Source organism: Dactylosporangium sp. CA-152071, from assembly GCF_050936335.1.
Lineage (GTDB): Bacteria > Actinomycetota > Actinomycetes > Mycobacteriales > Micromonosporaceae > Dactylosporangium > Dactylosporangium maewongense.
In genome coordinates this window covers 6,331,999-6,356,154 of record NZ_JBNJMZ010000001.1, presented here as the reverse complement: position 1 = coordinate 6,356,154, position 24,156 = coordinate 6,331,999, and the positions used below count along the sequence as shown (strand labels likewise).

General features: G+C 70.8%; 23 protein-coding genes, 1 tRNA gene and 1 pseudogene. 11 read left to right on the top strand and 14 right to left on the bottom strand.

Going from position 1 to position 24,156, the window contains the following annotated elements:
* Nucleotides 1–141: 141 nt before the first annotated feature.
* The 4 genes from purF (at nt 142) to amcA (ending at nt 4,345) form a co-directional block, all read left to right on the top strand.
* Nucleotides 142–1,701: an amidophosphoribosyltransferase gene (purF, locus tag ACQEVZ_RS28490; protein WP_344501210.1), complete on the top strand. Its 1,560-nt coding sequence runs from the start codon at nt 142–144 to the stop codon at nt 1,699–1,701.
* A gap of 57 nt (nt 1,702–1,758) precedes the next feature.
* Nucleotides 1,759–2,913: a phosphoribosylformylglycinamidine cyclo-ligase gene (purM, locus tag ACQEVZ_RS28485; RefSeq protein ID WP_344501209.1), complete on the top strand. Its 1,155-nt coding sequence runs from the start codon at nt 1,759–1,761 to the stop codon at nt 2,911–2,913.
* Nucleotides 2,914–3,072: 159 nt separating this feature from the next.
* Complete coding sequence (gene amcB, locus ACQEVZ_RS28480; RefSeq protein WP_433377037.1) at nt 3,073–4,164, top strand: cyclophane-forming radical SAM peptide maturase AmcB; 1,092 nt, start codon at nt 3,073–3,075, stop codon at nt 4,162–4,164.
* On the top strand, nt 4,148–4,345 hold the full coding sequence (gene amcA / locus ACQEVZ_RS28475) for a multiple cyclophane-containing RiPP AmcA (RefSeq protein WP_433371960.1): 198 nt from the start codon (nt 4,148–4,150) through the stop codon (nt 4,343–4,345). Before amcB ends, amcA begins: the two co-directional genes overlap by 17 nt.
* A 138-nt stretch (nt 4,346–4,483) precedes the next feature.
* Here amcA and ACQEVZ_RS28470 read toward each other — a convergent pair whose 3' ends face one another.
* Both ACQEVZ_RS28470 and ACQEVZ_RS28465 read right to left on the bottom strand, forming a co-directional pair.
* Entirely contained in the window at nt 4,484–4,714 is a 231-nt protein-coding gene (locus ACQEVZ_RS28470) for a DUF3073 domain-containing protein (protein WP_033365009.1), read from the bottom strand.
* 197 nt (nt 4,715–4,911) lie between these two features.
* Nucleotides 4,912–5,970, bottom strand: coding sequence for a Glu/Leu/Phe/Val dehydrogenase dimerization domain-containing protein (locus ACQEVZ_RS28465; RefSeq protein WP_344501207.1), 1,059 nt, complete (start codon nt 5,968–5,970; stop codon nt 4,912–4,914).
* 99 nt (nt 5,971–6,069) lie between these two features.
* On the opposite strand from ACQEVZ_RS28465, the gene ACQEVZ_RS28460 reads away from it, so the two are divergent.
* Complete coding sequence (locus ACQEVZ_RS28460) at nt 6,070–6,909, top strand: hypothetical protein (RefSeq protein WP_344501206.1); 840 nt, start codon at nt 6,070–6,072, stop codon at nt 6,907–6,909.
* Between the two features lie 424 nt (nt 6,910–7,333).
* Nucleotides 7,334–7,543 (top strand): BldC family transcriptional regulator, encoded by a 210-nt coding sequence (locus ACQEVZ_RS28455; RefSeq protein WP_033365012.1) that lies wholly within the window; start codon nt 7,334–7,336, stop codon nt 7,541–7,543.
* A 117-nt stretch (nt 7,544–7,660) separates the two neighbouring features.
* Here the strand turns inward: ACQEVZ_RS28455 and ACQEVZ_RS28450 are convergent, their stop codons facing one another.
* Nucleotides 7,661–8,041 (bottom strand): PPOX class F420-dependent oxidoreductase, encoded by a 381-nt coding sequence (locus ACQEVZ_RS28450; RefSeq protein ID WP_433371954.1) that lies wholly within the window; start codon nt 8,039–8,041, stop codon nt 7,661–7,663.
* A gap of 102 nt (nt 8,042–8,143) precedes the next feature.
* On the opposite strand from ACQEVZ_RS28450, the gene ACQEVZ_RS28445 reads away from it, so the two are divergent.
* Nucleotides 8,144–8,842 (top strand): glycosyltransferase family 2 protein, encoded by a 699-nt coding sequence (locus tag ACQEVZ_RS28445; RefSeq protein ID WP_344501204.1) that lies wholly within the window; start codon nt 8,144–8,146, stop codon nt 8,840–8,842.
* Between the two features lie 5 nt (nt 8,843–8,847).
* Nucleotides 8,848–9,318: a redox-sensitive transcriptional activator SoxR gene (gene soxR, locus ACQEVZ_RS28440; protein WP_433371950.1), complete on the top strand. Its 471-nt coding sequence runs from the start codon at nt 8,848–8,850 to the stop codon at nt 9,316–9,318.
* On the opposite strand, the gene ACQEVZ_RS28435 is transcribed toward soxR, so the two are convergent.
* Nucleotides 9,299–10,249: an NAD(P)H-quinone oxidoreductase gene (locus tag ACQEVZ_RS28435; RefSeq protein ID WP_344501202.1), complete on the bottom strand. Its 951-nt coding sequence runs from the start codon at nt 10,247–10,249 to the stop codon at nt 9,299–9,301. The genes soxR and ACQEVZ_RS28435 overlap by 20 nt on opposite strands.
* Nucleotides 10,212–10,850: a hypothetical protein gene (locus ACQEVZ_RS28430; protein WP_433371947.1), complete on the bottom strand. Its 639-nt coding sequence runs from the start codon at nt 10,848–10,850 to the stop codon at nt 10,212–10,214. The genes ACQEVZ_RS28435 and ACQEVZ_RS28430 overlap by 38 nt, the downstream gene beginning before the upstream one ends.
* A 209-nt stretch (nt 10,851–11,059) precedes the next feature.
* On the opposite strand from ACQEVZ_RS28430, the gene ACQEVZ_RS28425 reads away from it, so the two are divergent.
* Nucleotides 11,060–11,147: transfer RNA gene (locus ACQEVZ_RS28425), tRNA-Ser, on the top strand.
* Nucleotides 11,148–12,131: 984 nt separating this feature from the next.
* Here the strand turns inward: ACQEVZ_RS28425 and ACQEVZ_RS28420 are convergent.
* The 9 genes and pseudogenes from ACQEVZ_RS28420 to ACQEVZ_RS28380 form a co-directional block, all read right to left on the bottom strand.
* Nucleotides 12,132–12,890 carry a 2-phosphosulfolactate phosphatase gene (locus ACQEVZ_RS28420; RefSeq protein ID WP_344501199.1) on the bottom strand — a complete coding sequence of 253 codons (759 nt, stop codon included), beginning with the start codon at nt 12,888–12,890 and terminating at the stop codon, nt 12,132–12,134.
* Between the two features lie 2 nt (nt 12,891–12,892).
* Nucleotides 12,893–15,352 (bottom strand): annotated as a pseudogene (gene purL / locus ACQEVZ_RS28415) (phosphoribosylformylglycinamidine synthase subunit PurL); the annotation flags it as partial.
* A gap of 11 nt (nt 15,353–15,363) precedes the next feature.
* Entirely contained in the window at nt 15,364–16,044 is a 681-nt protein-coding gene (purQ, locus tag ACQEVZ_RS28410; RefSeq protein WP_354889879.1) for a phosphoribosylformylglycinamidine synthase subunit PurQ, read from the bottom strand.
* Nucleotides 16,041–16,301, bottom strand: coding sequence for a phosphoribosylformylglycinamidine synthase subunit PurS (gene purS / locus ACQEVZ_RS28405; protein WP_344501196.1), 261 nt, complete (start codon nt 16,299–16,301; stop codon nt 16,041–16,043). The genes purQ and purS overlap by 4 nt, the downstream gene beginning before the upstream one ends.
* 161 nt (nt 16,302–16,462) lie before the next feature.
* The gene (gene purB, locus ACQEVZ_RS28400) at nt 16,463–17,890 is read right to left on the bottom strand and encodes an adenylosuccinate lyase (RefSeq protein WP_425552160.1); all 1,428 of its coding nucleotides are present in this window, start codon (nt 17,888–17,890) and stop codon (nt 16,463–16,465) included.
* 14 nt (nt 17,891–17,904) lie between these two features.
* Nucleotides 17,905–18,333: a hypothetical protein gene (locus ACQEVZ_RS28395; RefSeq protein WP_344501194.1), complete on the bottom strand. Its 429-nt coding sequence runs from the start codon at nt 18,331–18,333 to the stop codon at nt 17,905–17,907.
* Between the two features lie 37 nt (nt 18,334–18,370).
* Entirely contained in the window at nt 18,371–18,937 is a 567-nt protein-coding gene (locus ACQEVZ_RS28390) for a helix-turn-helix domain-containing protein (RefSeq protein WP_344501193.1), read from the bottom strand.
* Nucleotides 18,938–18,991: 54 nt separating this feature from the next.
* Nucleotides 18,992–20,581 carry a sugar ABC transporter permease gene (locus ACQEVZ_RS28385; RefSeq protein WP_344501192.1) on the bottom strand — a complete coding sequence of 530 codons (1,590 nt, stop codon included), beginning with the start codon at nt 20,579–20,581 and terminating at the stop codon, nt 18,992–18,994.
* A 33-nt stretch (nt 20,582–20,614) separates the two neighbouring features.
* The gene (locus ACQEVZ_RS28380) at nt 20,615–21,889 is read right to left on the bottom strand and encodes an acetyl-CoA C-acetyltransferase (RefSeq protein ID WP_433371940.1); all 1,275 of its coding nucleotides are present in this window, start codon (nt 21,887–21,889) and stop codon (nt 20,615–20,617) included.
* An 88-nt stretch (nt 21,890–21,977) separates the two neighbouring features.
* Between ACQEVZ_RS28380 and ACQEVZ_RS28375 the strand changes: the two genes are divergently transcribed.
* A complete protein-coding gene (locus ACQEVZ_RS28375; protein ID WP_433371937.1) occupies nt 21,978–23,291 on the top strand; it encodes a 3-oxoacyl-ACP reductase in 1,314 nt (437 codons plus the stop codon).
* Between the two features lies 1 nt (nt 23,292).
* On the top strand, nt 23,293–24,129 hold the full coding sequence (locus ACQEVZ_RS28370) for a MaoC/PaaZ C-terminal domain-containing protein (RefSeq protein ID WP_433371934.1): 837 nt from the start codon (nt 23,293–23,295) through the stop codon (nt 24,127–24,129).
* Nucleotides 24,130–24,156 lie beyond the last annotated feature (27 nt).

Below are 24,156 nucleotides of genomic sequence, written 5' to 3'. Positions count from 1 at the left end.
CTGTGGCTGTGCGTCATGCCGAATTCCTCGCGTACACTTTGGGGCGCGAAGGCGACCGAATTGCGGCGCCTATCAGGTCGGATTCCCCTCGACCCACACCGCCGACGAACCCCGACGAACTGCGACGACAGGAGCGGCAACGTGCCCCGAGGCGATGGCCGGTTGAGCCACGAGCTCGACCCCCAGCGTCCAGGTCCTCAGGACAAGTGCGGTGTGTTCGGCGTCTGGGCGCCGGGCGAAGAGGTCGCGAAGATGACCTACTACGGGCTGTATGCATTGCAGCACCGTGGCCAGGAAGCGGCCGGCATCGCGGTTTCCGACGGCTCGGGCGTGGTGGTGTACAAGGACCTCGGCCTCGTGTCGCAGGTCTTCGACGAGCCGACCCTGGCGAGCCTGCGCGGCCACATCGCGATCGGCCACGCCCGCTATTCGACCACCGGCGGATCCAACTGGGAGAACGCGCAGCCCACGCTGCGCTCCACCGCCCCCGGCGAGGACCGCGGCGGCACCACGATCGCCCTGGCGCACAACGGCAACCTGGTCAACACGGCCGAGCTGGCCCGCCGCGTCGCCGAGCTCGGCGAGCGCGACCAGATGAACTCGACCAACGACACCGCTCTGGTGACGGCGCTGCTCGCGGCCCGCCCGGACCTGTCGGTGGAGGCCGCGGCGCTGGAGGTGCTGCCGACCCTGCGCGGCGCGTTCAGCTTCGTGTTCATGGACGAGGACACCCTGTATGCGGCCCGCGACGTCAACGGCGTCCGCCCGCTGGTGCTCGGCCGCCTGGAGCGCGGCTGGGTGGTGGCCAGTGAGACCGCCGCGCTGGACATCGTCGGCGCCAGCATCGTGCGCGAGATCGAGCCCGGCGAGCTGATCGCCATCGACGAGCACGGCCTGCGCTCCACCCGCTTCGGCACCCCCGACCCCAAGGGCTGCCTGTTCGAGTACGTCTACCTGGCCCGCCCCGACACCACGATCGTCGGGCGCAACGTGCACGCCGCGCGCGTGGCGATCGGCCGCACGCTCGCCAAGGAGCACCCGGTCGAGGCCGACATGGTCATGCCGGTGCCGGAGTCGGGCACCCCGGCCGCGATCGGCTACGCGACGGAGTCCGGCATCCCGTTCGGCCACGGCCTGGTCAAGAACGCCTATGTCGGGCGCACCTTCATCCAGCCGTCCCAGACGATCCGCCAGCTGGGCATCCGGCTCAAGCTCAACCCGCTGCGCGACAACGTGCGGGGCAAGCGCCTCGTCGTCGTCGACGACTCTGTCGTGCGCGGCAACACTCAACGTGCGATCGTGCGTATGCTGCGAGAAGCTGGTGCGGTCGAAGTGCACGTCCGCATCTCGTCGCCGCCGGTCAAGTGGCCGTGCTTCTACGGCATCGACTTCGCCACCCGGGCGGAGCTGCTCGCCAACGGGCTCGACCTGGAGGGGATCCGCCGGTCGATCGGCGCCGACTCGCTCGGCTACGTGTCGCTGCCCGGCCTGATCGCGGCGACCGAGCAGCCGGCCAACCGGCTGTGCAGCGCGTGCTTCGACGGTCAGTACCCGATCGAGCTGCCGGCCGACAACGTGATCGGCAAGCACGTCCTGGAAGGTGTGGCGCGCGCTGCGGGGGCCGCTTCCACCACGACCGACGGTGGCGCGGTCAGCGTCGCCGCCAGTCCGGGCGGCTCGGGCGCACTGCTGCGCCCGTGACCCGCCCACCCGTAGCACCATGCGGTGGCCGCCGCCAAGGCAATCAAAGGGGAGAAAGTGACGCACGTGGATGAGCGCGCCGAGAAGGCCGGTGAGACCGGCCAGGGCAGCACCCCCGAGCGGCAGTTGTGGACCGCCGGTAACGGCAGGGGCCGCAGGCGCACCGTGACGTACGCCGACGCGGGCGTGTCGATCCACGCCGGCGAGAAGGCCGTCGAGCTGCTCCGCACCAAGGTGCACCGCACGCACCGGCCCGAGGTCATGGGTGACATCGGCGGGTTCGCGGGCCTGTTCCGGCTCGACCTCAAGAAGTACAAGAGCCCGATCCTCGCCTCGTCCACCGACGGCGTCGGCACGAAGCTCGCCATCGCCCAGGCCATGGGCATCCACGACACGGTCGGCATCGACCTCGTCGCGATGGTCGTCGACGACCTGGTGGCCTGCGGCGCCGAGCCGCTGTTCCTGCTCGACTACATCGCCTGCGGCGAGGTCGTGCCGGACCGGGTCGCCGAGATCGGCGCCGGTATCGCCGACGGCTGCCGCTACGCGGGCTGCGCCCTGCTCGGTGGCGAGACGGCCGAGCACCCCGGCGTGATGCGCCCGGACGAGTACGACATCTCCGGCACCGGCGTCGGCGTCGTCGAGGAGGACAAGATCCTCGGCCGCGACCGGGTCGAGGTCGGTGACGTCGTCATCGCCCTGCGCTCCTCGGGCCTGCACTCCAACGGCTACTCCCTGGTCCGGCACGTGCTGCTCGGCGCGGGCCGCATGCGCCTGGACAGCGTCATCGACGAGTTCGGCTCGCAGCGCACCCTCGGTGAGGAGCTGCTCACGCCGACCCGGATCTACGCAAAGGACTGCCTCGACCTCATCACCGAGAGCGAGGTCCACGCGTATGCCCACGTCACCGGCGGCGGTATCCCGGGCAACCTGGTCCGAGTCCTGCCGGAGAACGTGGACGCCGTCGTCGACCGCGCGACCTGGCGGCCGCAGCCCATCTTCGACCTCGTGCGCACCAAGGGGCGCATCGAGGACATGGAGATGGAGAGCACGTTCAACATGGGCATCGGCATGCTGACCGTCGTCTCCGCCGAGGACGCGGACCGCACCCTGGCGTTCCTCGCCGGTCGCGGCCTGGACGCCTGGCAGGTCGGCGAGGTCATCGAGGGCACCGGCCAGGTGCAGATGGTCGGCTCGCACACGCGAGGCTGACCGTCCCCCTGGGGATGCCGGAAGCTGTCGGAATAGGCGGGATTGGGGAAGTCTCGCCTATTCCGATCTCCAGGTCTTACCGCGGAGGGGCAAGAGACCTAGGCTGAAGCGACACGTCCCTACACCCAAAAGGAGGACGGGGCGGTGTCGTGGAGCGGCATGCGCGGCATCTCGCCGGTGCCAGGCTACGTCGTGATGCAGCCCACGACGTTGTGCAACCTTGACTGCACGTACTGCTACCTGCCGTTCCGGTCCCGCAACGACCGGATGAGCCCCGCCGTCGCGGGCGCGGTCGCCGCGTCGGTCAACGGGTGGGCCGCCGGCAACGACCGCTTCTCCGTGGTGTGGCACGGCGGCGAGCCGCTGACCGCCGGGCGGGCCGCGCTCGCCGAGCTGATGGCCCCGTTCGAGGGCGTCGAGCACCACGTACAGACGAACGCGACGCTCATCGACGACGACTGGTGCCAGTTCTTCACCGAGCACCAGATGCACGTCAGCGTCAGCGTCGACGGGCCACCCGAGCTCAACGACCAGCGGGTCGACCGGGCGGGCTCCCCCTCGTACAGCCGGATCCAGCGCGGCATCGAGACGCTGCGGCGGAACGGGATCCCCTTCTCGGCGCTCTGCGTCGTCAGCGCGCCCGGGCCGGGCCTCGCCACCCGGCTCTACGACTACTTCCTCGGCCTCGGCTGCGACGTCCTCGGGATCAACATCGAGGAGCAGGAGGGCGTCAACGCCCGCGCGAACGACCACGGCACCGCCGCGGTCCGCGGCTTCTGGGCCGAGCTCGTCGCGGCGTGGCGGCGCGACCCGCGCATCCACGTGCGGGAGATCGAGTGGACGCTGCGCTACGCGGGCGCGGTCCTGGCCGGCGGCGCCGACGGCGTGCTGCCCGCCGCGCTCGACCCGATCCCGACGATCGCCGCCGACGGGCGCGTCTTCCTGCTCTCACCCGAGCTGGCGGGCTTCACGGACGCGCGCTACGGCGACTTCTCCTCCGGCAGCGTCCTGCAGACCCCGCTGGCCGAGATCCTGGCCGGTGCGGCCGGCTCGGCCGGGTGGGTGCCGGAGTACCTGCGCGGCGTCGAGGCGTGCCGCTCGACGTGCGCGTACTTCGGCTTCTGCGGCGGTGCCCACGCGGCGAACCGCTACTTCGAGCACGGCAGGTTCGACAGCACCGAGACGAATCACTGCCGCAACAGCAAGATTTGCCTTCTGGAGGGAGTGCTGGACCATGCCGGAGCACACTGACCCGGTCACCGAGCGCGTCCACGGAGCCGCTGACGGCCTCCGTGTGCTGCTCGACGAGGCCGCCGTGGCAAGGGCCGCCCGCTCGGAGGCGAGTGGTCAGGACGGCGCGAGCGCCGTCTGCGCCTGGAACCACTTCGAGAACATCCCGACCTTCTACAACTGGAACAACCGTCCCCGTTGAGGGCTGGTCCAGCAGCGTCAGGCTATGACCAGACACCCACGCGGTGTGCCGTCGAGAGAACGGCCACCGCGCGGGTGTCTCGGACATGACGCGGGCACGTGGGGTCGCCACGTGCCCGTCAGCCGGGTAGACCGATGATCAACGACTCCGTGAGCGCCAATCGCTGTCGCTGGAGGAGTCGTCGTAGTTACCGTCGTCCTCGTCGTCGGCCTCATCGTCGACTTGATCGCCGGATCCGGCGTAGTCGTCGTAAGACTTCGGGCTGCCCGCGAGCTCGCGCTGCAACGCGTCGAGGTCGGTGTTTGGGGAGTGATACTTCAACTCCCTGGCCACCCTAGTCTGCTTGGCCTTCGCACGGCCGCGCCCCATGGCTCGACCCCCTCGCACAGAATTACGGGGCAGCCATTACCGGCAGGCCCCGACAACGTCAGGCATCTCTCGTGGCTCTTACGGTACATGTCGAGGGCACCTTTCGGCATCTCGCCCCTGCCGACCAATTCGGTGGCGTTGCTTACCCGACCGGACCGGTTGGGTAAGCACCACCGTCGTACCGTGGTCGTCACGTCCTACAAGAGGATCGTACGGAGCCTTCCGACGTCGGCCATCCGCCGTTCGGCGAGTCGGTCCGCGGCGGCCGCCGGCGGGACCCCCTCGGCCTCCGCGAGCTGCAGGATCTCCCGGGTGGTGTGGAAGATCCGGGCGGCCCGCTGCTGCGCCCGGGCGAAGTTGAAGCCTTCGATCTCGTCGGCCACCTGGATGACCCCGCCGGAGTTGACGACATAGTCGGGGGCGTAGAGCACGTCGCGCTCGGCGAGCAGTTTCTCCACCCCCGGGTGAGCCAGCTGGTTGTTCGCCGCGCCGGCGACGATCTTCGCGCGCAGCACGGCCACGGTCTCGTCGCTGAGCGCCCCACCGAGCGCGCACGGCGCATACACGTCCAGGTCGGCCGCGACGAGGTCTTCGCTGCTGTCGACCACGTCCACCTGCGGATAGGTGGTGCGGACCCACTCCAGGGCGCGCTCGTTGACGTCGGTCGCGACGATCGACGCGCCGTCCTCGATGAGGTGCTCGGTGAGGTGCTTGCCGACCTTGCCGAGCCCGGCGATGCCGACCCGCCGGCCGGCGAGCGTCGGGCTGCCCCAGCGGTGCTCCGCGGCAGCCCGCATGCCCTGGAAGACCCCATAGGCGGTAAGGACCGACGAATCACCCGCGCCGCCGTGCGACTCGGAGCGTCCCGTGACGAACCTGGTCTCCTTCGCCACGACGTCCATGTCCTGCACATAGGTGCCCACGTCGCACGCCGTGTAGTAACGACCGCCGAGCGACTGCACGAACCTGCCGTAGGCCCGCAGCAGCGCCTCACTCTTGTCCTTGTCCGGGTCACCCCAGATGACGGCCTTGCCGCCGCCGAGGTCAAGGCCGGCGAGCGCGTTCTTGTACGCCATGCCGCGGGAGAGGTCGAGCACGTCGTGCAGCGCGTCGTCCTCCGACGCATACGGGTAGAAGCGGGTCCCGCCCAACGCCGGTCCGAGCGCCGTCGAGTAGATGGCGATGATCGCGCGCAGGCCGGACGGCCGGTCGTGACAGTAGACGACCTGCTCGTGGCTGGTGGTGAAGACACCCATGGATGCTCCTGTGTCGGTGGGGGGCCCGATCCTCGTGAGACGGCGCCTGTACACCGACCCTAATACCGGTGGCCGACAGTTTCGTGCGACGATCGGCCCGTGCCGTCGCTCTTCGCGTCATATCTGCGGGTGTACGAGCCGCTGGCCGCTTTCGATCGCGACCACCAGCTGTACTGGCGTCGCTACGTCAAAGAGGGCCGGGCGGTCGCGCTGTCCGACGGCCCCGGGCGGCAGCGGACAGCGGTCATCGAGGCGCTCGGCGCCGGCTGGACGCGCCTGCCCGACCTGCCCGACGAGGCCTACGTCCTGGAGGCCGACGACACCCTGCTCGTCTGCCCGTGGAACCTGCGCATCCGGGTCGCCGAGGCGGCGCTCACCGCCCGCGACGGCGTGCCGAGCGTGATCGCCGACGCCTTCGTCCCGCCGGTGCTCGCCGGCCTGGCGCAGACCGTCGTCGACGACTGGCGCAGCGGCGACCACGTCCTGGAGCGCGGCATGCCCCGGGTGCACGAGCAGGTCGCCACGTGGGGGGTGCCCCTGCGCTGGTTCGTCTTCGTCGACCTGGAGGAGCGCGAGCTGTCGCTGCGCCCCGGGCGGCGGGTGCTGCGCTACCGCACCGAGATCTCCAAGGCCCGCCGGCGGGCACACCGTGCCTATGCGGTGCTGCGCCGGGCCATCGGCGACGCGCCGATCACGGTCGCGGTCGAGGAGACGGCGCGCTGGCTGGAGGAGTTCCACTCCCGCTCGATCGTCGAGCTGGACTACGGCGGCCTGGTCGGCCTGCTGTCCGACGAGACCCTCATCGAGGACGACTCGCCGGGACTGGTGTCGGCGGGCCTGTCCAGCGTGGCCCGCGGCGACGCCGACGAGGCGACCGAGGTGTACGAGAAGCTGGTCGAGCGCTGGCGCGCCGTGCAGCTCCTGGAGCGCTGCAACTAACCCCGGTCCGGCCCTTTCCGGCCATCACACCCCGCACGCATGGCGTCGCGGGGTGTTTTGCCGTGGATTTCGATCACCGTAAATGTCCGAATCCCAACAACCACGAACGGGTGTCACCCTTCGCAACCGAATCGCTCCGAAGTGGTGTCCGTTATGGGTTATTGGGAGGACTTTGTGGGCTACCGCTCACCCGGTCGGGTGAGCTAGATTCGTATCGGCTCACCCACAGAGCGTCACATCCGGTCCCGCTTTATCCCATTTCGTGTCACCAAATTGGGAAAATTCACTTATTCATCATCCGTCCATACAGGGACCTTCAGCCGTTCGGCCCATGTCGGACATCGGGGACTAGCCGGACCATAGGAAACGCGTCGGCCGGCGGGACCCCGTCCGACGTTCCTGGGTACCTGTGGAGGAGTGACCGATGCCATCTCGCACGCATGAGCCTGAGCCGTTGCTAACACCGGCTGAGGTCGCGTCGATGTTCCGCGTCGACCCGAAGACCGTCACCCGATGGGCGAAGGCGGGCAAGCTGAGCGCCATCCGCACCCTCGGAGGCCACCGCCGCTATCGCGAATCCGAGGTGCGCGCGCTGCTCCAAGGACAGATCCCGCAGCAGCGCCAGGGCGACTGAGGCGCAACCCTACCTCGCGCATTCCTCCGGTGCCAAACGACACGCTTGTTCCCGCGACGCGCTCGGATCGTCACCCCCCGGTGATCCGGGCGCGTTGCTTTGTGCGGACTCGGCCGTTCAGCCCAGCGTGATCCGCACCCCGACCGTGCCGTCCTCGCCGCGCCGCCGGACGCTCATCCAGACGAAGAGGCGGCCACGCAGGCCGTACTTGCGCTTGATGAGCTCGCGGGCGGTGCGGCCGCCGTCCGGGCCGAGGATCGTCGCGTGCCCCGGCACCGCCTCGCCGGTCGGCACTCCCCGGACCGTGCACGGCGCCACCGTCACCGCGCCGTCCCGGCGGATCCGCTTCACCTTGCCGGAGTCGGCGACGGTCCAGATCACCAACGCGTCACCGTCGGGCGCCACCCACACCGGCGTCGACACCGCGGTGCCGTCCCGCCGGAACGTCGTCACCGCGATGTACGCTTCGTCGCCCAGCTGCTTCGCCGCACTCGTCATAGGCCACACCGTACGTAGGTGCAAGCGCTCGTGGGGACATCACACGCGCGGGTGATGAAAGGCTAGTCTGATGGTCCCAACCAGAACTCTTCGGAGATCGTGATGAAGCTGTCGATCCTGATGCCGGTCTACAACGAGGAGGTCCGCGTCGCCGACGCCGTCAAACAGGCGCTCGACGTGGACTACCCGACGGAGACCGAGCTTGTCATCGTCGACGACGGCAGCCGGGACCGCACCGCCGAGATCCTCAACGGGCTGCACGACGAGCGCATCCGCGTCGTCATCCACCCGAGGAACAAGGGCAAGGGCGCGGCCATCCGCACCGCGGTCGAGCACGCCACGGGCGACTACATGGTCATCCTCGACGCTGACCTCGAATACGACCCACAGGACATCCCGAAGCTGCTCGAGCCGGTCCTCGACGGCCGCGCGACCGTGGTCTACGGCAACCGCACCTTCGGCAGCCACAGTTCCTTCTCGTTCTGGTATGTCATGGGCAACAAGGCCGTCACCACGGCCGCCAACATGCTGTACAACTGCTACCTCGGCGATCTCGAGACCTGCTTCAAGCTCATGCCCGTCGAGCTGTACCGGTCGCTGCAGATCAAGTCCGCCGGCTTCGGCATGGAGGCCGAGGTGACCGGCAAGCTGCTGCGCAACCGGCACCGGCCCTACGAGGTGCCGATCAGCTACCGCGCCCGCACCCGCGAAGAGGGCAAGAAGATCACCTGGAAGGACGGCGTCGAGGCGCTGTGGATCCTCTCCCGTGAGCGCGTCCGCAAGCCGTCGCACAAGCGCTGAGCCGTATGGCTGAGCTGCTCACGATCGGCGAGCTCTCGGCGCGCAGCGGGGTCGCGCCGTCCGCGCTGCGGTTCTACGAGAAGCTCGGCCTGATCCACTCCACCCGCACCGGCGGCAACCAGCGCCGTTACGAGCGCACCGAGCTGCGCCGGGTCTCGTTCATCAGGATCTCCGCGCAGGTCGGCATCCCCTTGGAGACGATCAAGGAGGCGCTGGCGTCGCTGCCGGCCAACCGCACGCCGACCCGCGCCGACTGGGCCCGGCTGTCCCGCAACTGGCGCGGCCACCTCGACGAGCAGATCGCGCTCCTGGAGCGGCTCCGCGACACCCTGACCGGCTGCATCGGGTGCGGCTGCCTCTCCCTGCGCAGCTGCACCCTCGCCAACACGGCCGACCGCCTCGCCTCCCGCGGCCCGGGCCCGGTGATCCTGACCGACCCTCCGACGGCCGCGCCTCTTACGGCCGAGTCAGAATGATCTTGCCGAAGTGCTCGCTGGACGCCATCAGCCGGTGCGCTTCCGCGGCGTCCGGCAGTGGGATCCTGCTGTGCACGACCGGCCCGACGATGCCCTCGTCCATCAGGGGCCAGACCTCCTCCCGTACACCTCGGATGATCGCCGCCTTCTGCGCCTTCGACCTGGACCGCAGGGCCGTCGCGGACACGCTGCCCCGCTTCGCCAGCAGCGCACCGAGGTCGAGCTCCGCCTTGCGGCCACCCTGCATGCCGATCACCACCAGGCGGCCGCCCTCCTTGAGCGCCTTCACGTTGCCCTTGAGGTAGGCGCCGCCGATGATGTCGAGGATGACGTCGGCCTTCACCGTCTCGCTGAAGTCCTCGGCCGTGTAGTCGATCACCCGCTCGGCGCCGAGCTTCTTCAACGCCTCGTGCTTGGGCGCCCGGGCCGTCGTCACCACGTGCGCCCCGAGCGCCGCGCCCAGCTGCACCGCGAACGTGCCGATCCCGCTGCCACCGCCGTGCACCAGCAGCGTCTCGCCCGGCTGGAGCCCCGCGACCTCGACCACGTTGGAGAAGACCGTCGCCGCCACCTCGGGCAGCGCCGCGGCGTCCTCGAGGCTCACGTTCCGCGGCACCGGCAGCACCTGCCCCGCCGACGCCACCGCCAGCTCCGCGTAGCCGCCACCCTCGATGAGGGCGCAGACCTCCTGCCCGGCCTGCCACTGCGGCGACCGGCTCTCGACGACCCGCCCCGACACCTCCATGCCCGGATACGGCGGCGCCCCCTCAGGCGGCGGATAGAGCCCCTGCCGCTGCAACAGGTCGGCGCGGTTGACCCCCGCCGCACGCACCTCGATCAGCACCTCACCGTCGGCCGGCACCGGATCGGGCACCTCGCTCCAGCGCAGTACCTCAGGACCACCAGCCTGCTCGATCGTGATCGCGCGCATGCCACCCATTTTGCGCCACGCGATGATCGCGCATCCACGCCGTCCACATCGGCCCCGGCTCCGCCGGCGTTGTCCGCGTCGGCCCTGTCGTGGGTCCCGCCGTGGGTCCCCCCGTCGGTTCCCCCGTCGGTTCCGTCGTCGGCTGCGCGGTCGGTCCGCCCGTCGGCCCGGTGGTCGGCTGGGTCGTCGGCTCCGTCGTGGGCTCTGCCGTCGTCTGCGGCGTCTGTACAGCGGGAGCCCCGGCCCTCTCGACGCGCTTCACCGGCTTCTTCGCCGTCTGCACCGGCCGCTGCGGCTGCACGGCCCCCGGCACCGCCCGAACCGGCGGCGTGCCGAGCTCCAGAACCGGCTGGGGCGCGGCGGGCACCCCGTACATGTTGACGTCCACCACCGGCTCGGGCATCGCCATCCCCTGCTCGGCCCGCTGCGGCTGCGGCGCCGGCGCGCCCCGCTGCGGCGACTCCCACCCCGCCGCGCCGATCACCACCCCGAGCGCCGCCACCCCGACCCCACCCGCGACCAGCGCCACCAACGGATGCCTGACGATCCGCCGGTGCCTGGTGACGTACGCTTCCCGTGGATCGTTGAAGAAGAGATGCATCCCTACCGGCCCCCGCCCGTGGTGTGTCTGTCACTTCCCCTGAGTCTGCGCAGCTCCCATTAATGAGATGCGACATTTGGGACGGAGTGTCACGATGTCATCTGGTCGCGGTCGCCCAGTCCGCCACCGCCCCCAGGACATCCGGCCTCCCTCACACGGGTGACCACCACCGCCCCGGGGCGATCTGGCAGACTGTTCGACGTTCCGCTGGAGGGCTCGCCTAGTGGCCGATGGCGCCGGTCTTGAAAACCGGTGAGGCGTTCCGCGTCTCCGTGGGTTCGAATCCCACGCCCTCCGCGCTGTAATTCCCCCCACCGCTCCGCGGCGGGGCCCGGCGGGGATTCTCACCCGCACCCCAATGCTCGCTGCGCTCGCACTGCCAGCGCTGCGCGCGGCAGCCTCACCCGCATGCGCGCCGCATCCCGGTGGTCGCTGTGGTGCCGTGTCCACGAACGTCGGCCGGGGTTTCTGTCGTACCCCTGTGCTTGAGTGTCGGTGAGCCTCGACACCGTGCCGCTGGTGCTGTCCGAGCGGTGCTTCGGGCTGCTGTCTTCGAAGGGGGATGTGTGGGCGTGTGCACCGGAAGTTGATCACTGACGGTCGCGGCATGAGGCTGCACTGATCGTGTCGCAGGCGCTGTTTCGGACGTTGTTCGCTGCCGGGTCTGGCGTGTTCGCTGAGCCGGACTCGACAGGTGCCCGGTCGGTGCGCCGCTGGAAGTGCGATCGCGGATCATGCCACGCGCCGCGATGTGCGTCTGACGTTGCGTCGGAGGGTGTGCGTCGCCGCTGTTGGAGGCAGCGACTGCTGGCTGCAGCGCACGCGCATGAGGCTGCCGCGCACAAACGCCGGCGATGCGAGCACGGGTAGAAGCCCCGCTGGGGCCCACCGCAGAGCGGTGAGGGTGATTGCAGCGTGGAGGTGTGGAGATTCGAGCCCGCGGAGACGTGGAACGCCTCACCGGTTCCTGGACCGGGGAATCCACGCCGGCAAGATGTCTGACATCTTGGCGATGTGTGACATCTGCACGATGTCTGTCAACCACGACTTCGCGGAAGTGCATTGCACACAAGTCGCGGTTCACTGACATCTGCCAGGACCCTGAGTCTGGCACCACGAGCGTCCTGTAGGCGGCGGACAGCACCGGGATGCGGCGCGCACGCGGGTGAGGCTGCCGCGCGCAAGCGCTGGCAGTGCGAGCGCAGCGAGCATTGGGGTGCGGGTGAGAATCCCCGCCGGGCCCCGCCGCGGAGCGGTGGGGGGAATTACAGCATTACAGCACTACTGCGCGGGGGTAAAAGACTGGCCGGTGAGGAGCGGGACGGTGTCGGAGGTGCCGGACTGGATGGCGAGGGTTACGTCGTCGGTGAAGCCGCGGGAGATGAGCTCCTGGCCGCTGACGCAGCGGCGGACCGCGGCTGGGACGTCGCGGACCGCGGCGAGGGCGGCGAGGGTGACCGCGGCCTCCACTGACAGGGGTACGCCGTGCAGGGACAGGCCGTCCAGGACGGCGGCGGCGCCCAGGAGGTCCTCGACGCAGGGGCGGAGGGTGCCGTCGGGCCAGAGCTCGCCGGCGGCGACGACGCCGATGGGGGTGGACGGGGTGCCGTGGCCCTGGGAGTGCAGCCAGCGGGCCACGGCGGGCGCGTTGCGCAGGCAGGCGGCGATGACGGGGACGCCGGTGGAGGCGGCCGCGGAGCAGATGGAGGCGCCGTTGGGGGACGGCAGGACCAGCTCGGCCACGAAGGGGGCGGCCTGGAGGGCGGCCGGCGACAGGGACCACGGGGAGGCCGCGGAGACCTGCTTACGGCCGACGGCGACGGCGGCGCCGATGCGGTCGGCGTAGGCGCGGGCCTGGTCGCTCCAGGGGAACGGGTGGACCCGGATACCGCGGCCGACGGCGATGTCGACCGCGGTGGAGAACGACAGGACGTCGACGACGACCAGGACCGAGCAGACGCGCGCCAGCTCAGCGGCGCCGGCCGGGCCCCAGTCGAACCGGGCGCCCGAGCCGGGCTGGCTGAAGACGCCCTCGGTCATCGTCAGGCGTCGGGCTCGTCCGGCGCGGCGTCCGGGGAGGCGGCGACGGGAGCGCCGGACACCGCGGACGGCACCTCGGGCACCTCGGGTGCGGCGACCGGATCGAAGATCCCCGTCGTCGAACCGCCCGAAGAATCCGAAGAACCCGAATCGTCCGAAGAGGCGGAAGCGGAAGCCGGCGGCTCGTACGCGGGAGCCTCCGTCGACACCTCGCCGAAGAGCGACGGCAGCGTGCCCTTCCACGCGGAGCGCATCTCGTCCAGGGAGATCGTGAACTGCCCCCGCACGTCCAGCGCCCGGCTGCGGCCGTCGACCGTGCCGATGGTGGTCACCGGCAGGCCGTGCTGGGCGCAGAGCGCCGTGAACGCCTGCTCGTGGCCGCGCGGCACCGAGACCAGCGCCCGGGCCGTCGACTCGGAGAAGAGCGCGACGAACGGGTTCAGCCCCTCCGGCAGCGTGATGTTGGCGCCGTGGTCGTAGCGCAGCGTCGTCTCGACGAGGGCCTGGGCCAGGCCGCCGTCGGAGAGGTCGTGCGCCGAGGAGAGGTGACCCCGCTCGCCCGCCTCGGTGAGGACGGAGGCGAGGATGCGCTCGCGGACCAGGTTGACCCTGGGCGGCTGGCCGCCGAGGTGGTTGTGCGTCACCCAGGCCCACTCGGAGCCGGACAGCTCCTCCTGCGTCTCGCCGAGCAGCATGATCACGTCGCTGTCGCCGCCGAAGCCCATCGGGACGCGGTTGCCGACGTTGGAGAGCACGCCGAGGACGCCGACGACCGGGGTCGGGTGGATGGCCTGCGAGCCGGTGGAGTTGTAGAAGCTGACGTTGCCGCCGGTGACGGGGATGCCGAGCTCGGCGCAGCCGTCGGCGAGGCCCCGGACCGCTTCGGCGAACTGCCACATGACCTGCGGGTCCTCCGGCGAGCCGAAGTTGAGGCAGTTGGTCACGGCGAGCGGCGTCGCGCCGGAGGCGGCCACGTTGCGGTACGACTCGGCGAGGGCGAGCTTCGCGCCGTTGTACGGGTCGAGCCGGGCGAAGCGGGCGTTGCCGTCGGTCGACAGCGCGATGCCGAGGCCGGTCTGCTCGTCGATGCGGATGATGCCCGAGTTCTCCGGCTGGGCGAGGATCGTGTTGCCCTGCACGTAGCGGTCGTACTGCTCGGTGACCCAGCTCTTGTCGCACAGGTTGGGGCTGGCGGCCAGGCGCAGCAGCGTCTCGCGCAGCTCCACGCCGGTGCGCGGCCGGGGCAGCGTCTCGGCCCGGTCGGCCTGCAGCAGGATCAGGTCGGCGGGCTCGCGCATCGGCCGGGCGTAGACCGGGCCGTCGTCGACGAGGGAGCCGGGCGGGACGTCGACGACGATCTCGCCGTGCCAGCTGATGACCAGGCGGCCGCCCTCGGTGACGCGGCCGATCGCGGTGGCGATGACGCCCCAGCGCTCGGCGACGCGGAGCACCTCGTCGAGCTTCGACGGCTCGACGATGAGGAGCATGCGCTCCTGCGACTCGCTGGCGAGGACCTCCTGCGGGTCCATCGAGGCCTCACGCAGGGGCACCAGGTTGAGGTTGATGTCCATGCCCGTGCCGGCGGACGCGCTGGTCTCGGTCAGTGCGCACGTGAGGCCCGCGCCGCCGAGGTCCTGCACGCCGACGATGAGCTCCCGCTCGTACAGCTCGAGGCAGCTCTCGATGAGCAGCTTCTCGATGAACGGGTCGCCCACCTGCACGGACGGGCGCCGGGCCGGGCCGTCGCTGTCGAAGGTGGCGCTGGCCAGCACCGACACGCCGCCGATGCCGTCGCGGCCGGTCTTGGCGCCGAGCAGGACCACGACGTTGCCGGGGCCGTGCGCCTCTTTGTTCTGCAGCCGGTTGACCGGCAGCACGCCGACGCAGAGCGCGTTGACCAGCGGGTTGCCCTGGTAGCAGGGGTCGAAGACGACCTCGCCGCCGATGTTGGGCAGGCCGAGGCAGTTGCCGTAGCCCCCGACGCCCGCGACGACCCCGGGCAGGACGCGCTTGGTGTCCTCGTGGTCGGCGGCGCCGAAGCGCAGCGGGTCCATCACGGCGACCGGGCGGGCGCCCATGGCGAGGATGTCGCGGACGATGCCGCCGACGCCGGTCGCCGCACCCTGGTAGGGCTCGACGAAGCTCGGGTGGTTGTGCGACTCGACCTTGAACGTGACCGCGATCTCGTCGGAGATCCGGATGACCCCGGCGTTCTCCCCGATGCCGGCCAGCATCAGGTCCGACTTCGGCGCCTTCTCGCTGAACTGCCGCAGGTGGACCTTGCTGCTCTTGTACGAGCAGTGCTCGCTCCACATGATCGAGTACATGGCGAGCTCGGACGACGTGGGGCGGCGGCCGAGGATCTGCTTGATCCGCTCGTACTCGTCCTCGCGGAGGCCGAGTTCCTCGTAGGGCTGCTCCTCGTCGGAGGTCTCCGTGGCGTGCGAGACGGTGTCGAAACCCGTTGTGGCGGTCATACACGAGCTCCCAGGTGTGCGAGCACGGACGTGAAGATGCCCAGCCCGTCGATCGACGGGCCGGTCAGCACCTCGACCGCGTGCTCCGGGTGGGGCATGATCCCGACGACGTTGCCGGCAGCGTTGGTGATGGCGGCGATGTCGTGCAGCGAGCCGTTGGGGTTGCCGCGGATGTACCGCGCGACGACCCGACCCTCGCCTTCGAGCTCGTCGAGCGTGTGCTCGTCGGCCATGTAGCAGCCTTCGCCGTTCTTGACCGGGATGACGATCTCCTGGCCGTGCTGGAACCCGCCCGTCCACGCGGTCGCGGTGCTCTCCACGCGCAGCGACTGGTCCCGGTTGCGGAAGTGCAGGTGCTGGTTGCGGGTCAGCGCACCCGGCAGCAGGTGGGCCTCGCACAGCACCTGGAAGCCGTTGCAGATGCCGAGCACGGGCAGGCCGTCGCTGGCCGCCTTGATGATCGACTCCATCACGGCGGAGAACCGGGCGATCGCGCCGGCGCGCAGGTAGTCGCCGTAGGAGAAGCCACCCGGCAGGATGACGGCGTCGACGCCGTACAACTCGGAGTCCGCGTGCCAGAGCGAGATCGGCACGGCGCCGGTCAGGTGCACGGCACGGGCGGCGTCGCGGTCGTCGAGCGAGCCGGGGAACGTGACGACACCGATCCTGGCGGTCACTGCTGCTCGCCCTCGGCCGGCGTCTCCTCGACCCGCAGGGTGAAGTCTTCGATCACCGGGTTGGCGAGGAGCTTGTCGGCGATCTCGCGGGCCCGGTCGAGGTCGGCGGCGCCGTCGAACTCGATCTCGATCCGCTTGCCGATGCGGACGGATGCCACGTCGGCGACGCCGAGACGTGGCAGCGCGTTCGCGACCGCCTGACCCTGGGGGTCCAAGATCTCCGGTTTGAGCATGACGTCCACCACGACGCGGGCCACGGGGCACTCCTGACAGTTGAGTCGGGCGCTCGAGGGCGAGCGACACGAGCCTACCGGGCGGGGCTCCGCCGCAGATCACCGGCTCGATGACCGTGCGGCGAGGCCCGAAATATCGCCCGCCACGCATCTTAGCGGCCCGCTCCGCTGTCAAGATCTTCTGCTCACAGGATGGGCGGTGGCACGTAGCTTCCTGCCTGCGGGTGCTCCGCGACGACCGCCTCGATCTGCTCGATCACGGCACTGACCTGGGCGGATGCCGCCCCGACGAACTGCTGCGGGTCGGCCACCAGGGCGTCGATCTCGTCCTGGGTCAACCGTAGCCGCTCGTCGCCGGCCAGCCGCCGCAGGAGGTCGTTGTCCTGGATGCCCTTTTCGCGCATGGCGAGCGCCACCGCGACGGCGTGCTCCTTGATCGCTTCGTGAGCATCCTCACGGCCCACGCCGCGTGAGACGGCCGCCACCAGGACCCGCGTGGTCGCCAGGAACGGCAGGTAGCGGTCCAGCTCCCGGGCGACGACCGCCGGATACGCCCCGAACTCGTCCAGAACGGTCAGGAACGTGGCGAACAGCCCGTCGACGGCGAAGAACGCGTCCGGCAGCGCCACCCGGCGGACCACCGAGCACGACACGTCGCCCTCGTTCCACTGGTCGCCGGCCAGCTCGCCGACCATCGACAGGTAACCCCGGGTGATCACGGCGAGCCCGTTGACCCGCTCGCACGAGCGCGTGTTCATCTTGTGCGGCATCGCCGACGACCCGACCTGGCCCGGCTTGAAGCCCTCGGTGGCCAGCTCGTAGCCGGCCATGAGCCGGATCGTGGTCGCCAGGCTCGACGGCCCCGCGACCGCCTGCGCGAGCGCCGACACCACGTCGAAGTCCAGCGAGCGCGGGTACACCTGGCCGACGCTGGTCAGCACGGTGCCGAACCCGAGGTGCTCCGCCACCCGCCGCTCCAGCTCCGCGGCCTTCCCCGCGTCGCCGCCGAGCAGGTCCAGCTGGTCCGCCGCCGTGCCGACCGGGCCCTTGATCCCCCGCAGCGGATAGCGCCGCAGGAGGTCGTCGATTCGCCGGTACGCGATGAGCAGCTCCTCGGCGGCGCTGGCGAACCGCTTGCCGAGGGTGGTCGCCTGCGCCGCCACGTTGTGCGACCGGCCGACCATGACCAGGTCGTCGTACTGCCGGGCCCGCGCCGCGAGCCGGGCGAGCGCCGCCACCATCCGGTCCCGGACCAGCTCCAGCGACCTGCGGATCTGCAGCTGCTCGACGTTCTCGGTCAGGTCGCGCGAGGTCATGCCCTTGTGGATGTGCTCGTGCCCGGCGAGCGCGGAGAACTCCTCGATCCGCGCCTTCACGTCGTGCCGGGTGACCCGCTCCCGCTCCGCGATGCTGTGCAGGTCGACGTCGTCGAGCACCCGCCGGTAGTCCTCGACCACCCCGTCCGGCACCGCCACCCCGAGGTCCCGCTGCGCGGTGAGCACGGCCAGCCACAGCCGCCGCTCCAACCGCACCTTCTCCTCAGGCGACCAGATCGCCACGAGCTCCGGCGACGCATACCGACCAGCAAGCACATTAGGAATCACGTGCCCTATTCTCTCCCGCGGCCTCAGTACGGACTCATCTGGTCCAGCACCTTCCCGGCCAGCTCGATGATCGCGTCGACCTTGACCCGGTCGACGACCACCTCGTCCGCGGTCAGCGCCGGACGATCAGCCGCGGGGTATTCGGCGTCGTTGCGCCGCCGTCGCATCCGGTCGAACGGCCGCAGCACCCCACCCAGCGGTGGATCAACCTGTGCTCGAACCGCGTCGAGCACTGCGATGTGCCCACCAGCACGGGTCGGTCGGAGTCCCTGGTTTTCGAGCACCGCCGTCAGCGCCTTTCGCGCGGCGTCGTAAGCCAGTTGATACGCACCGATCGGGTCGACGGTCGCGATGACGCCTGCGGCGGCCAGGTGGCGGCGTGCTTGGTCGATCATGGCGTCGGCATGTTCGCGACTGGGCGGAACCCGCTCCAGCAGGCCCTTCGTCAGCATGTCGTCGAGCGTCGAGCGTCCCTGCTCCCATCTCACGTCACACCGCCAGGTCGAGCTCGAAGAGTGGCCTGGTCTGGACCGACTGCAGAAACGGGTCGTCACCCGGCGCGGCCCAGGCCGCCGGTGTCACGATCCGCACGTTGACCTCGCGGCCGAGGCGGCGCTGTGCGGTGCCGGCGGCCTCGAACACGTCGTCGGGATCGGCGGCCCCGACGACGATGACGTCCAGATCACCGGGGACGGGGCCGGGCTCGCCCTGATACCGGGCGGCCCACGAGCCGTAGATGTAGGCGCGGTCGACGCCCCTGATCGGCGCGAGCAGTTCTCCTACTATGGCCATAGGGCCGAATGTTACCGCAAGCAGCTCCGTCAACGGACGAGTCACCACGGTCGACTGGTTGGAACGGATGAGCCGGAGGTTGCCCATCCGGCGTTCGAGCACAAGACCCGAGGAGACGAGGCGGTCCGCCTCGCGGCTCGCGGTCGCGTGCGAGACACCGAGGCGCCGCGCCAGCTCGATGAGCGAGAACTCGCCGTCCGGGTGCAGGAAGAGCCACGCCAGCAGCTCGCCCTGAAACGGCGAGCGCAGCAGCGGCAACAGCATCGACGAAGCTTGCACACCATGCATATTAGCTTGCATGGTGTGCAAGTTCGCTGGTCACGTGCGGGGCGGGTGGTCGCGCTCGGGGAGGCCGACGCGCAGGGCGACGCGGTCCAGGTACAGCAGCTGCGCGGCGACCGCGGCCAGGAAGAGCAGGACGAGCAGCCACAGCGGGAGCAGCTGGGCGTAGGGCAGGGGGGCGTTCGCGCCGCCGCGCATGAAGAGGGACTGCACGAGGGCGTTCTGCGCGGTCGGGTGGTCGCCGGCGGCGGTGACCAGGGGCCAGATCAGGTCCTGGGCCTGGACCAGCCACGTCGCCACGTACGCCAGCGCCAGCATCGGCAGCGCGGGCAGCAGGACGCCGGTCCAGGGGGCGCGGTGGCCCTCCTGCAGCAGGACCTCGCGGCGCTGGGCCTGGCCGCGGAAGAGCAGCGCCAGGATGAACAGGGCCGGGATCGCCACGCGGGACGGCGGGATGAGGCCGATGAAGGAGTCGAGGCGGTCGGCGGTGACGCCGGCGGCGAAGTTGCGCAGCGCGAGCGGGGCGGAGCCGACGAAGAGGAACAGGCCGAAGGGCAGCAGCAGCCACTCGCTGTGCCGGCCGAAGGGGCGCAGGCCGCTGATGCCGAACGCGGCCAGGGCGGCGACGGTGACCCCGACGAGGGTGGAGACGACCGGCGGCAGCCAGGTGTTGACCCAGGTGGAGGGGGCGCCGGGGCGGCCGGTCTCGGTGATGTGCGACAGCCAGGGGCCCAGGCCGGAGATGACCGTGCCGAGCGTGGCGAGCAGCAGGACGCCGCCGACGATCCACGGCACGACCGGCGGGGTCTTCTGCACGCGAGGGGCGGCGGGGTCCACCTCGAGGCGGGTGCCGGGCAGGATCACCAGCAGGGTGGCGGCGAGGCCGAGCAGGATCAGCGGCACGAGGAGCGTCACGGACGCGGCCGCGCCGACGCCGAAGGTCATCGTGCGGAAGGAGGTCTCGTACATGAGGCGGGCCGGGCTGAGGTCGGCCCTGGTGCCGAAGCCGCCGATGAAGGAGTACGTGAAGTCCTGCAGCGCGACCGCGACGACGGTGAGCACGGCCAGGCCGCCGACAACCAGGGCGGCGGGGATCGGGCTGCGGGTGGAGTCGAGGGTGCGGCGGCGCAGCGCGGCCAGGTAGGCGGTCGCGGCGAGCGCGACGACCAGGCCGAACGTGCCCAGCCAGTACGACGCCCGGGTGGACGACTCGCGCAGCGCGACGGCGATCGCCACGGGGGCGAAAGCCACGAGGGGCAGAGCGAGCGCGACCCGGGTGACCCACCGCGCCCACGTGCCGCCGGCGTGCGCGGCCCAGGCGATGGCCGGCGCCAGCAGCAGGACCAGCAGGATCGGCACAACGGCGAGGCTCAGGGTGAACCAGTGCGCGTCGGCGAGCCCGCGCGAATACGCGGTGTCGTAGTTGTCCCAGCCGACGCTGTCGCCGCCCTCGGTCAGCCGCAGCCCGTTGAGCTTGCGGAAGCTGGACGTGACGGTCCAGTACAGCGGCTCGACGTAGGACGTCAGGAGCAGGACGAACGCGGGCAGGGTGAGGATCAGGCCGACGGCGACCTGCCAGCCGGGTCGGGGCGTCGGCGGCCGGAGCATCGTCGGCTGGATCGTCATGCGTCAACGATATGGGTGAATCAGGGCCGCCGCTCACCTGGACAGGATCGCGGTCACCCCTTGCCCACCGGCGGCGCAGATGGAGATGAGGCCGCGCCCGGAGCCGCGCTCCGCGAGGAGCTTGGCCAGGGTCGCCACGATCCGGCCGCCGGTCGCGGCGAACGGGTGCCCGGCGGCGAGGGAGGAGCCGTTGACGTTGAGCCGGGAGCGGTCGACGGCGCCGAGCGGCTCGTCGAGGCCGAGGCGCTCCTTGCAGAACGCCGGGTCCTCCCACGCCTTCAGGGTGGCGAGCACCTGCGACGCGAACGCCTCGTGGATCTCGTAGAAGTCGAAGTCCTGCAGCTTGAGGCCCGTGCGGGCGAGCATGCGCGGCACCGCGTACGCCGGCGCCATCAGCAGGCCGTCGCCGCCGTGCACGAAGTCGACCGCCGCGGTCTCCGCCGTGTCGAACCAGGCGAGGACCGGGAGGTTGCGCGAGGCGGCCCACTGCTCGGACGCCAGGAGCACGACCGCCGCGCCGTCCGTCAGTGGTGACGAGTTGCCGGCGGTCATGGTCGCCGACTTTCCGCGGCCGAAGACGGGCTTCAGCGTGCCGAGACGCTCCAGGGAGGTGTCGGGGCGCAGGTTCTGGTCGCGTTGGAGGCCGAGGTACGGCGTGACCAGGTCGTCGAAGAAGCCGCGCCCGTAGGCCGCGGCGAGCTGCAGGTGCGACGCGAGCGCCAGCTCGTCCTGGGCGGCCCGGGTGATCCCGAACTCCAGTGCGGTCAGCGCGGCGGAGTCGCCCATCGACAGCCCCGTGCGGGGCTCGGAGTTGCGCGGGATGTCGGGCTTGAGCTGGGTCGGGCGCAGCTTGCTGACCGCGCGGAGCCGCGCGCCGAGCGACCGGGCCCGGTTGAGCTCCATGAAGACCCGCCGCATGTCCTCGTTGACGCCGAGGGGCGCGTCGGAGGTGGTGTCGACGCCACCGGCGATGCCGGCGTCGATCTGCCCGAGGGCGATCTTGTTGGCGACGAGGGTGACGGCCTCGAGTCCGGTTCCGCACGCCTGCTGGACGTCGTACGCGGGAGTCCGCGGGTCGAGGCGGGACCCGAGCACGGATTCACGCGTCAGGTTGAAATCGCGGCTGTGCTTGAGCACCGCACCCGCCGCGACCTCGCCGAGTCGCACTCCTGCCAGGCCGAACCGCGCCACGAGTCCGTCTATAGCGGCAGTCAGCATGTCCTGGTTTGATGCAGTGGCGTAGGCACTGCCCGAGCGCGCGAAGGGGATGCGATTACCGCCGACGATCGCCACTCGATTCGGGGCCATCGGATTCTCCTCCAGTGCGACGGGCAGTCCGGCGTTAGCCTACTCATGAGTAGGTTAGCGCGATTGTTGTGACTGGGGAGGCACTGCAATGTCCGATCGTTACGCCAGCTTCGCCCACTCGGGCGCCGGGAAGTTCTTCGTCAGGCGGCTCGGCCTGCCCGACCCGCCGAAGCTGCGGCGGCACGATCCGGGATCGTCGCCCGTCGACGGGCAGGTCGTGGTCAGCGGCGGCGGGCGCCTCGTCGAGCCGGTCCGCAAGCTGCTGGAGAAGCTGGGGGCGCCGTCGGAAGGGCCCACCGCGGCGCTCGTGTTCGACGCCACCGCCATCGTCGACACGGACGGCCTGCGCACCCTGTACGACTTCTTCCACCCGCTGATCCGCACGCTGCGCTCGTCCGGCCGGGTCGTCGTGCTGGGCAGCCAGCCGGAGCTGTGCGCCGACGCCCGTGAGGCCACCGCCCAGCGGGCTCTCGAGGGCTTCGTGCGGTCCGTCGGCAAGGAGGTCGGCCGGGGCGGCACCGCGCAGCTGGTCTACGTCGCGCCAGGCGCCGAGGAGGCGATCGAGTCGACGCTGCGGTTCCTGCTGTCGGGGCGTTCGGCGTACGTGTCGGGACAGGTCATCCGGGTCGGGCCGGCCGCGATCGACGTCCCCGAGGACTGGGACCAGCCGCTCGTCGGCAAGACCGCGATCGTCACCGGCGCCGCCCGGGGCATCGGCGCGGCGATCGCCCGCGTGCTCACCCGCGACGGCGCGCACGTGGTCTGCCTCGACGTGCCCGCGGCCGGCGAGGACCTCACCCGGGTCGCCAACGAGCTCAAGGGCACCGCGCTGCAGCTCGACCTCACCGCCGCCGACGCGCCGCGGCGGCTCGCGGACTTCATCGCGACCCGGCACGTGCACGCCGACATCTTCGTGCACAACGCCGGCATCACCCGCGACAAGACGCTCGGCCGGATGGACGCCGCCCAGTGGCAGTCCGTCCTCGACGTCAACCTCGGCAGCCAGGAGCGGATCAACGAGGTGCTCCTCGCGGAGAAGCTGCTCGGCGGCAACGGCCGGATCGTCGCTGTCTCCTCCGTCTCCGGCATCGCCGGCAACCGCGGCCAGACCAACTACGCCACGTCCAAGGCCGGCGTCATCGGCCTCGTGCAGGCGCACGCGCCGGCGTTCGCCGCGGCCGGCCTGACCCTCAACGCGGTCGCGCCCGGCTTCATCGAGACGAAGATGACCGCCGCGATGCCCATGTTCATCCGCGAGGCGGGCCGCCGCATGAACAGCATGTCGCAGGGCGGCCTGCCCGTCGACGTGGCCGAGACCATCGCGTGGCTGGCGCACCCGGCGTCCGGCGGGGTCAACGGCAACGTCGTCCGGGTGTGCGGGCAGAGCCTGCTGGGCGCCTGAGATGCCGGCTCCGCTCGACCGGATGCCCCGCCTGGGCCCCCTGTACCGCGCCGCGGCGCTACGGCGTGCGGTCGCCGCCGATCCCGTGCTGCCGGAGCGCGAGCTCACGGTCGAGGCCGTCACCGTCGACCGGGCGCACCTGGCGGAGTACAACCGGGTCTGCGGCTTCCGGCTCCGCGACGAGCTGCCCGCCACCTACCTGCACGCCGTCGCGTTTCCCCTGGCCATGGCGCTGATGACCGCGCCGGACTTCCCGTTTCCGGTGCTCGGACTGGTCCACGTGGCGAACCGGATCGAGCTCTTGCGTCCGCTGCCCTCCTCCGCCGCGTTTTCGGTGTCTGTACGAGCCGGCGCGCTGCGACCGCACGACCGCGGCACCCAGCTGGACGTCGTCACGACGGCGACGATCGACGGGGATCCGGTCTTCTCGGACACGTCCACCTACCTCCGCCGGACCGGCTCGGGAGCCTCGGCGGCTTCCGCCCGTCCGGCCGCCGAGCCGCCGGCGCCGAACGCCGTGTGGCGGGTGCCACGACGGGTAGGCACCGACTACGCGGCCGTGTCCGGCGACCGCAACCCGATCCACACCTCACGCCTGCTGGCGAAGGTGTTCGGCTTTCCCCGCACGATCGCGCACGGCATGTGGACGAAGGCCCGCTGCCTCGCCGCGCTGGAAGGGCGCCTGCCCGACTCGTACACCGTGGACGTCGCCTTCAAGACGCCGATCCTGCTGCCGGCCACGGTCGGCTTCACCGCGGTCGCACAGGGTGGTGGGTGGGATTACGGGGTGCATGATGGGCGTTCCGGCAGGCCGCACCTGACCGGAACCGTCAGGTAACCTGCTCAGCGCCAAACGCCATTGTCT

Excerpts from the sequence above, each read along its gene's own strand:
- ACQEVZ_RS28450 (WP_433371954.1), bottom strand. The coding sequence starts at position 8,041 with ATGACGAGTGCGGCGAAGCAGCTGGGCGACGAAGCGTACATCGCGGTG.
- ACQEVZ_RS28455 (WP_033365012.1), top strand. The coding sequence starts at position 7,334 with ATGCCATCTCGCACGCATGAGCCTGAGCCGTTGCTAACACCGGCTGAG.
- ACQEVZ_RS28390 (WP_344501193.1), bottom strand. The coding sequence starts at position 18,937 with ATGCTGTTGCCGCTGCTGCGCTCGCCGTTTCAGGGCGAGCTGCTGGCG.
- ACQEVZ_RS28380 (WP_433371940.1), bottom strand. The coding sequence starts at position 21,889 with ATGGCCCCGAATCGAGTGGCGATCGTCGGCGGTAATCGCATCCCCTTC.
- ACQEVZ_RS28420 (WP_344501199.1), bottom strand. The coding sequence starts at position 12,890 with ATGACCGAGGGCGTCTTCAGCCAGCCCGGCTCGGGCGCCCGGTTCGAC.
- ACQEVZ_RS28445 (WP_344501204.1), top strand. The coding sequence starts at position 8,144 with ATGAAGCTGTCGATCCTGATGCCGGTCTACAACGAGGAGGTCCGCGTC.
- ACQEVZ_RS28435 (WP_344501202.1), bottom strand. The coding sequence starts at position 10,249 with ATGCGCGCGATCACGATCGAGCAGGCTGGTGGTCCTGAGGTACTGCGC.
- ACQEVZ_RS28370 (WP_433371934.1), top strand. The coding sequence starts at position 23,293 with ATGCCGGCTCCGCTCGACCGGATGCCCCGCCTGGGCCCCCTGTACCGC.
- soxR (WP_433371950.1), top strand. The coding sequence starts at position 8,848 with ATGGCTGAGCTGCTCACGATCGGCGAGCTCTCGGCGCGCAGCGGGGTC.
- amcA (WP_433371960.1), top strand. The coding sequence starts at position 4,148 with ATGCCGGAGCACACTGACCCGGTCACCGAGCGCGTCCACGGAGCCGCT.
- ACQEVZ_RS28395 (WP_344501194.1), bottom strand. The coding sequence starts at position 18,333 with ATGCTGACGAAGGGCCTGCTGGAGCGGGTTCCGCCCAGTCGCGAACAT.
- amcB (WP_433377037.1), top strand. The coding sequence starts at position 3,073 with ATGCGCGGCATCTCGCCGGTGCCAGGCTACGTCGTGATGCAGCCCACG.
- ACQEVZ_RS28465 (WP_344501207.1), bottom strand. The coding sequence starts at position 5,970 with ATGGGTGTCTTCACCACCAGCCACGAGCAGGTCGTCTACTGTCACGAC.
- ACQEVZ_RS28375 (WP_433371937.1), top strand. The coding sequence starts at position 21,978 with ATGTCCGATCGTTACGCCAGCTTCGCCCACTCGGGCGCCGGGAAGTTC.
- ACQEVZ_RS28470 (WP_033365009.1), bottom strand. The coding sequence starts at position 4,714 with ATGGGGCGCGGCCGTGCGAAGGCCAAGCAGACTAGGGTGGCCAGGGAG.
- ACQEVZ_RS28385 (WP_344501192.1), bottom strand. The coding sequence starts at position 20,581 with ATGACGATCCAGCCGACGATGCTCCGGCCGCCGACGCCCCGACCCGGC.
- ACQEVZ_RS28430 (WP_433371947.1), bottom strand. The coding sequence starts at position 10,850 with ATGCATCTCTTCTTCAACGATCCACGGGAAGCGTACGTCACCAGGCAC.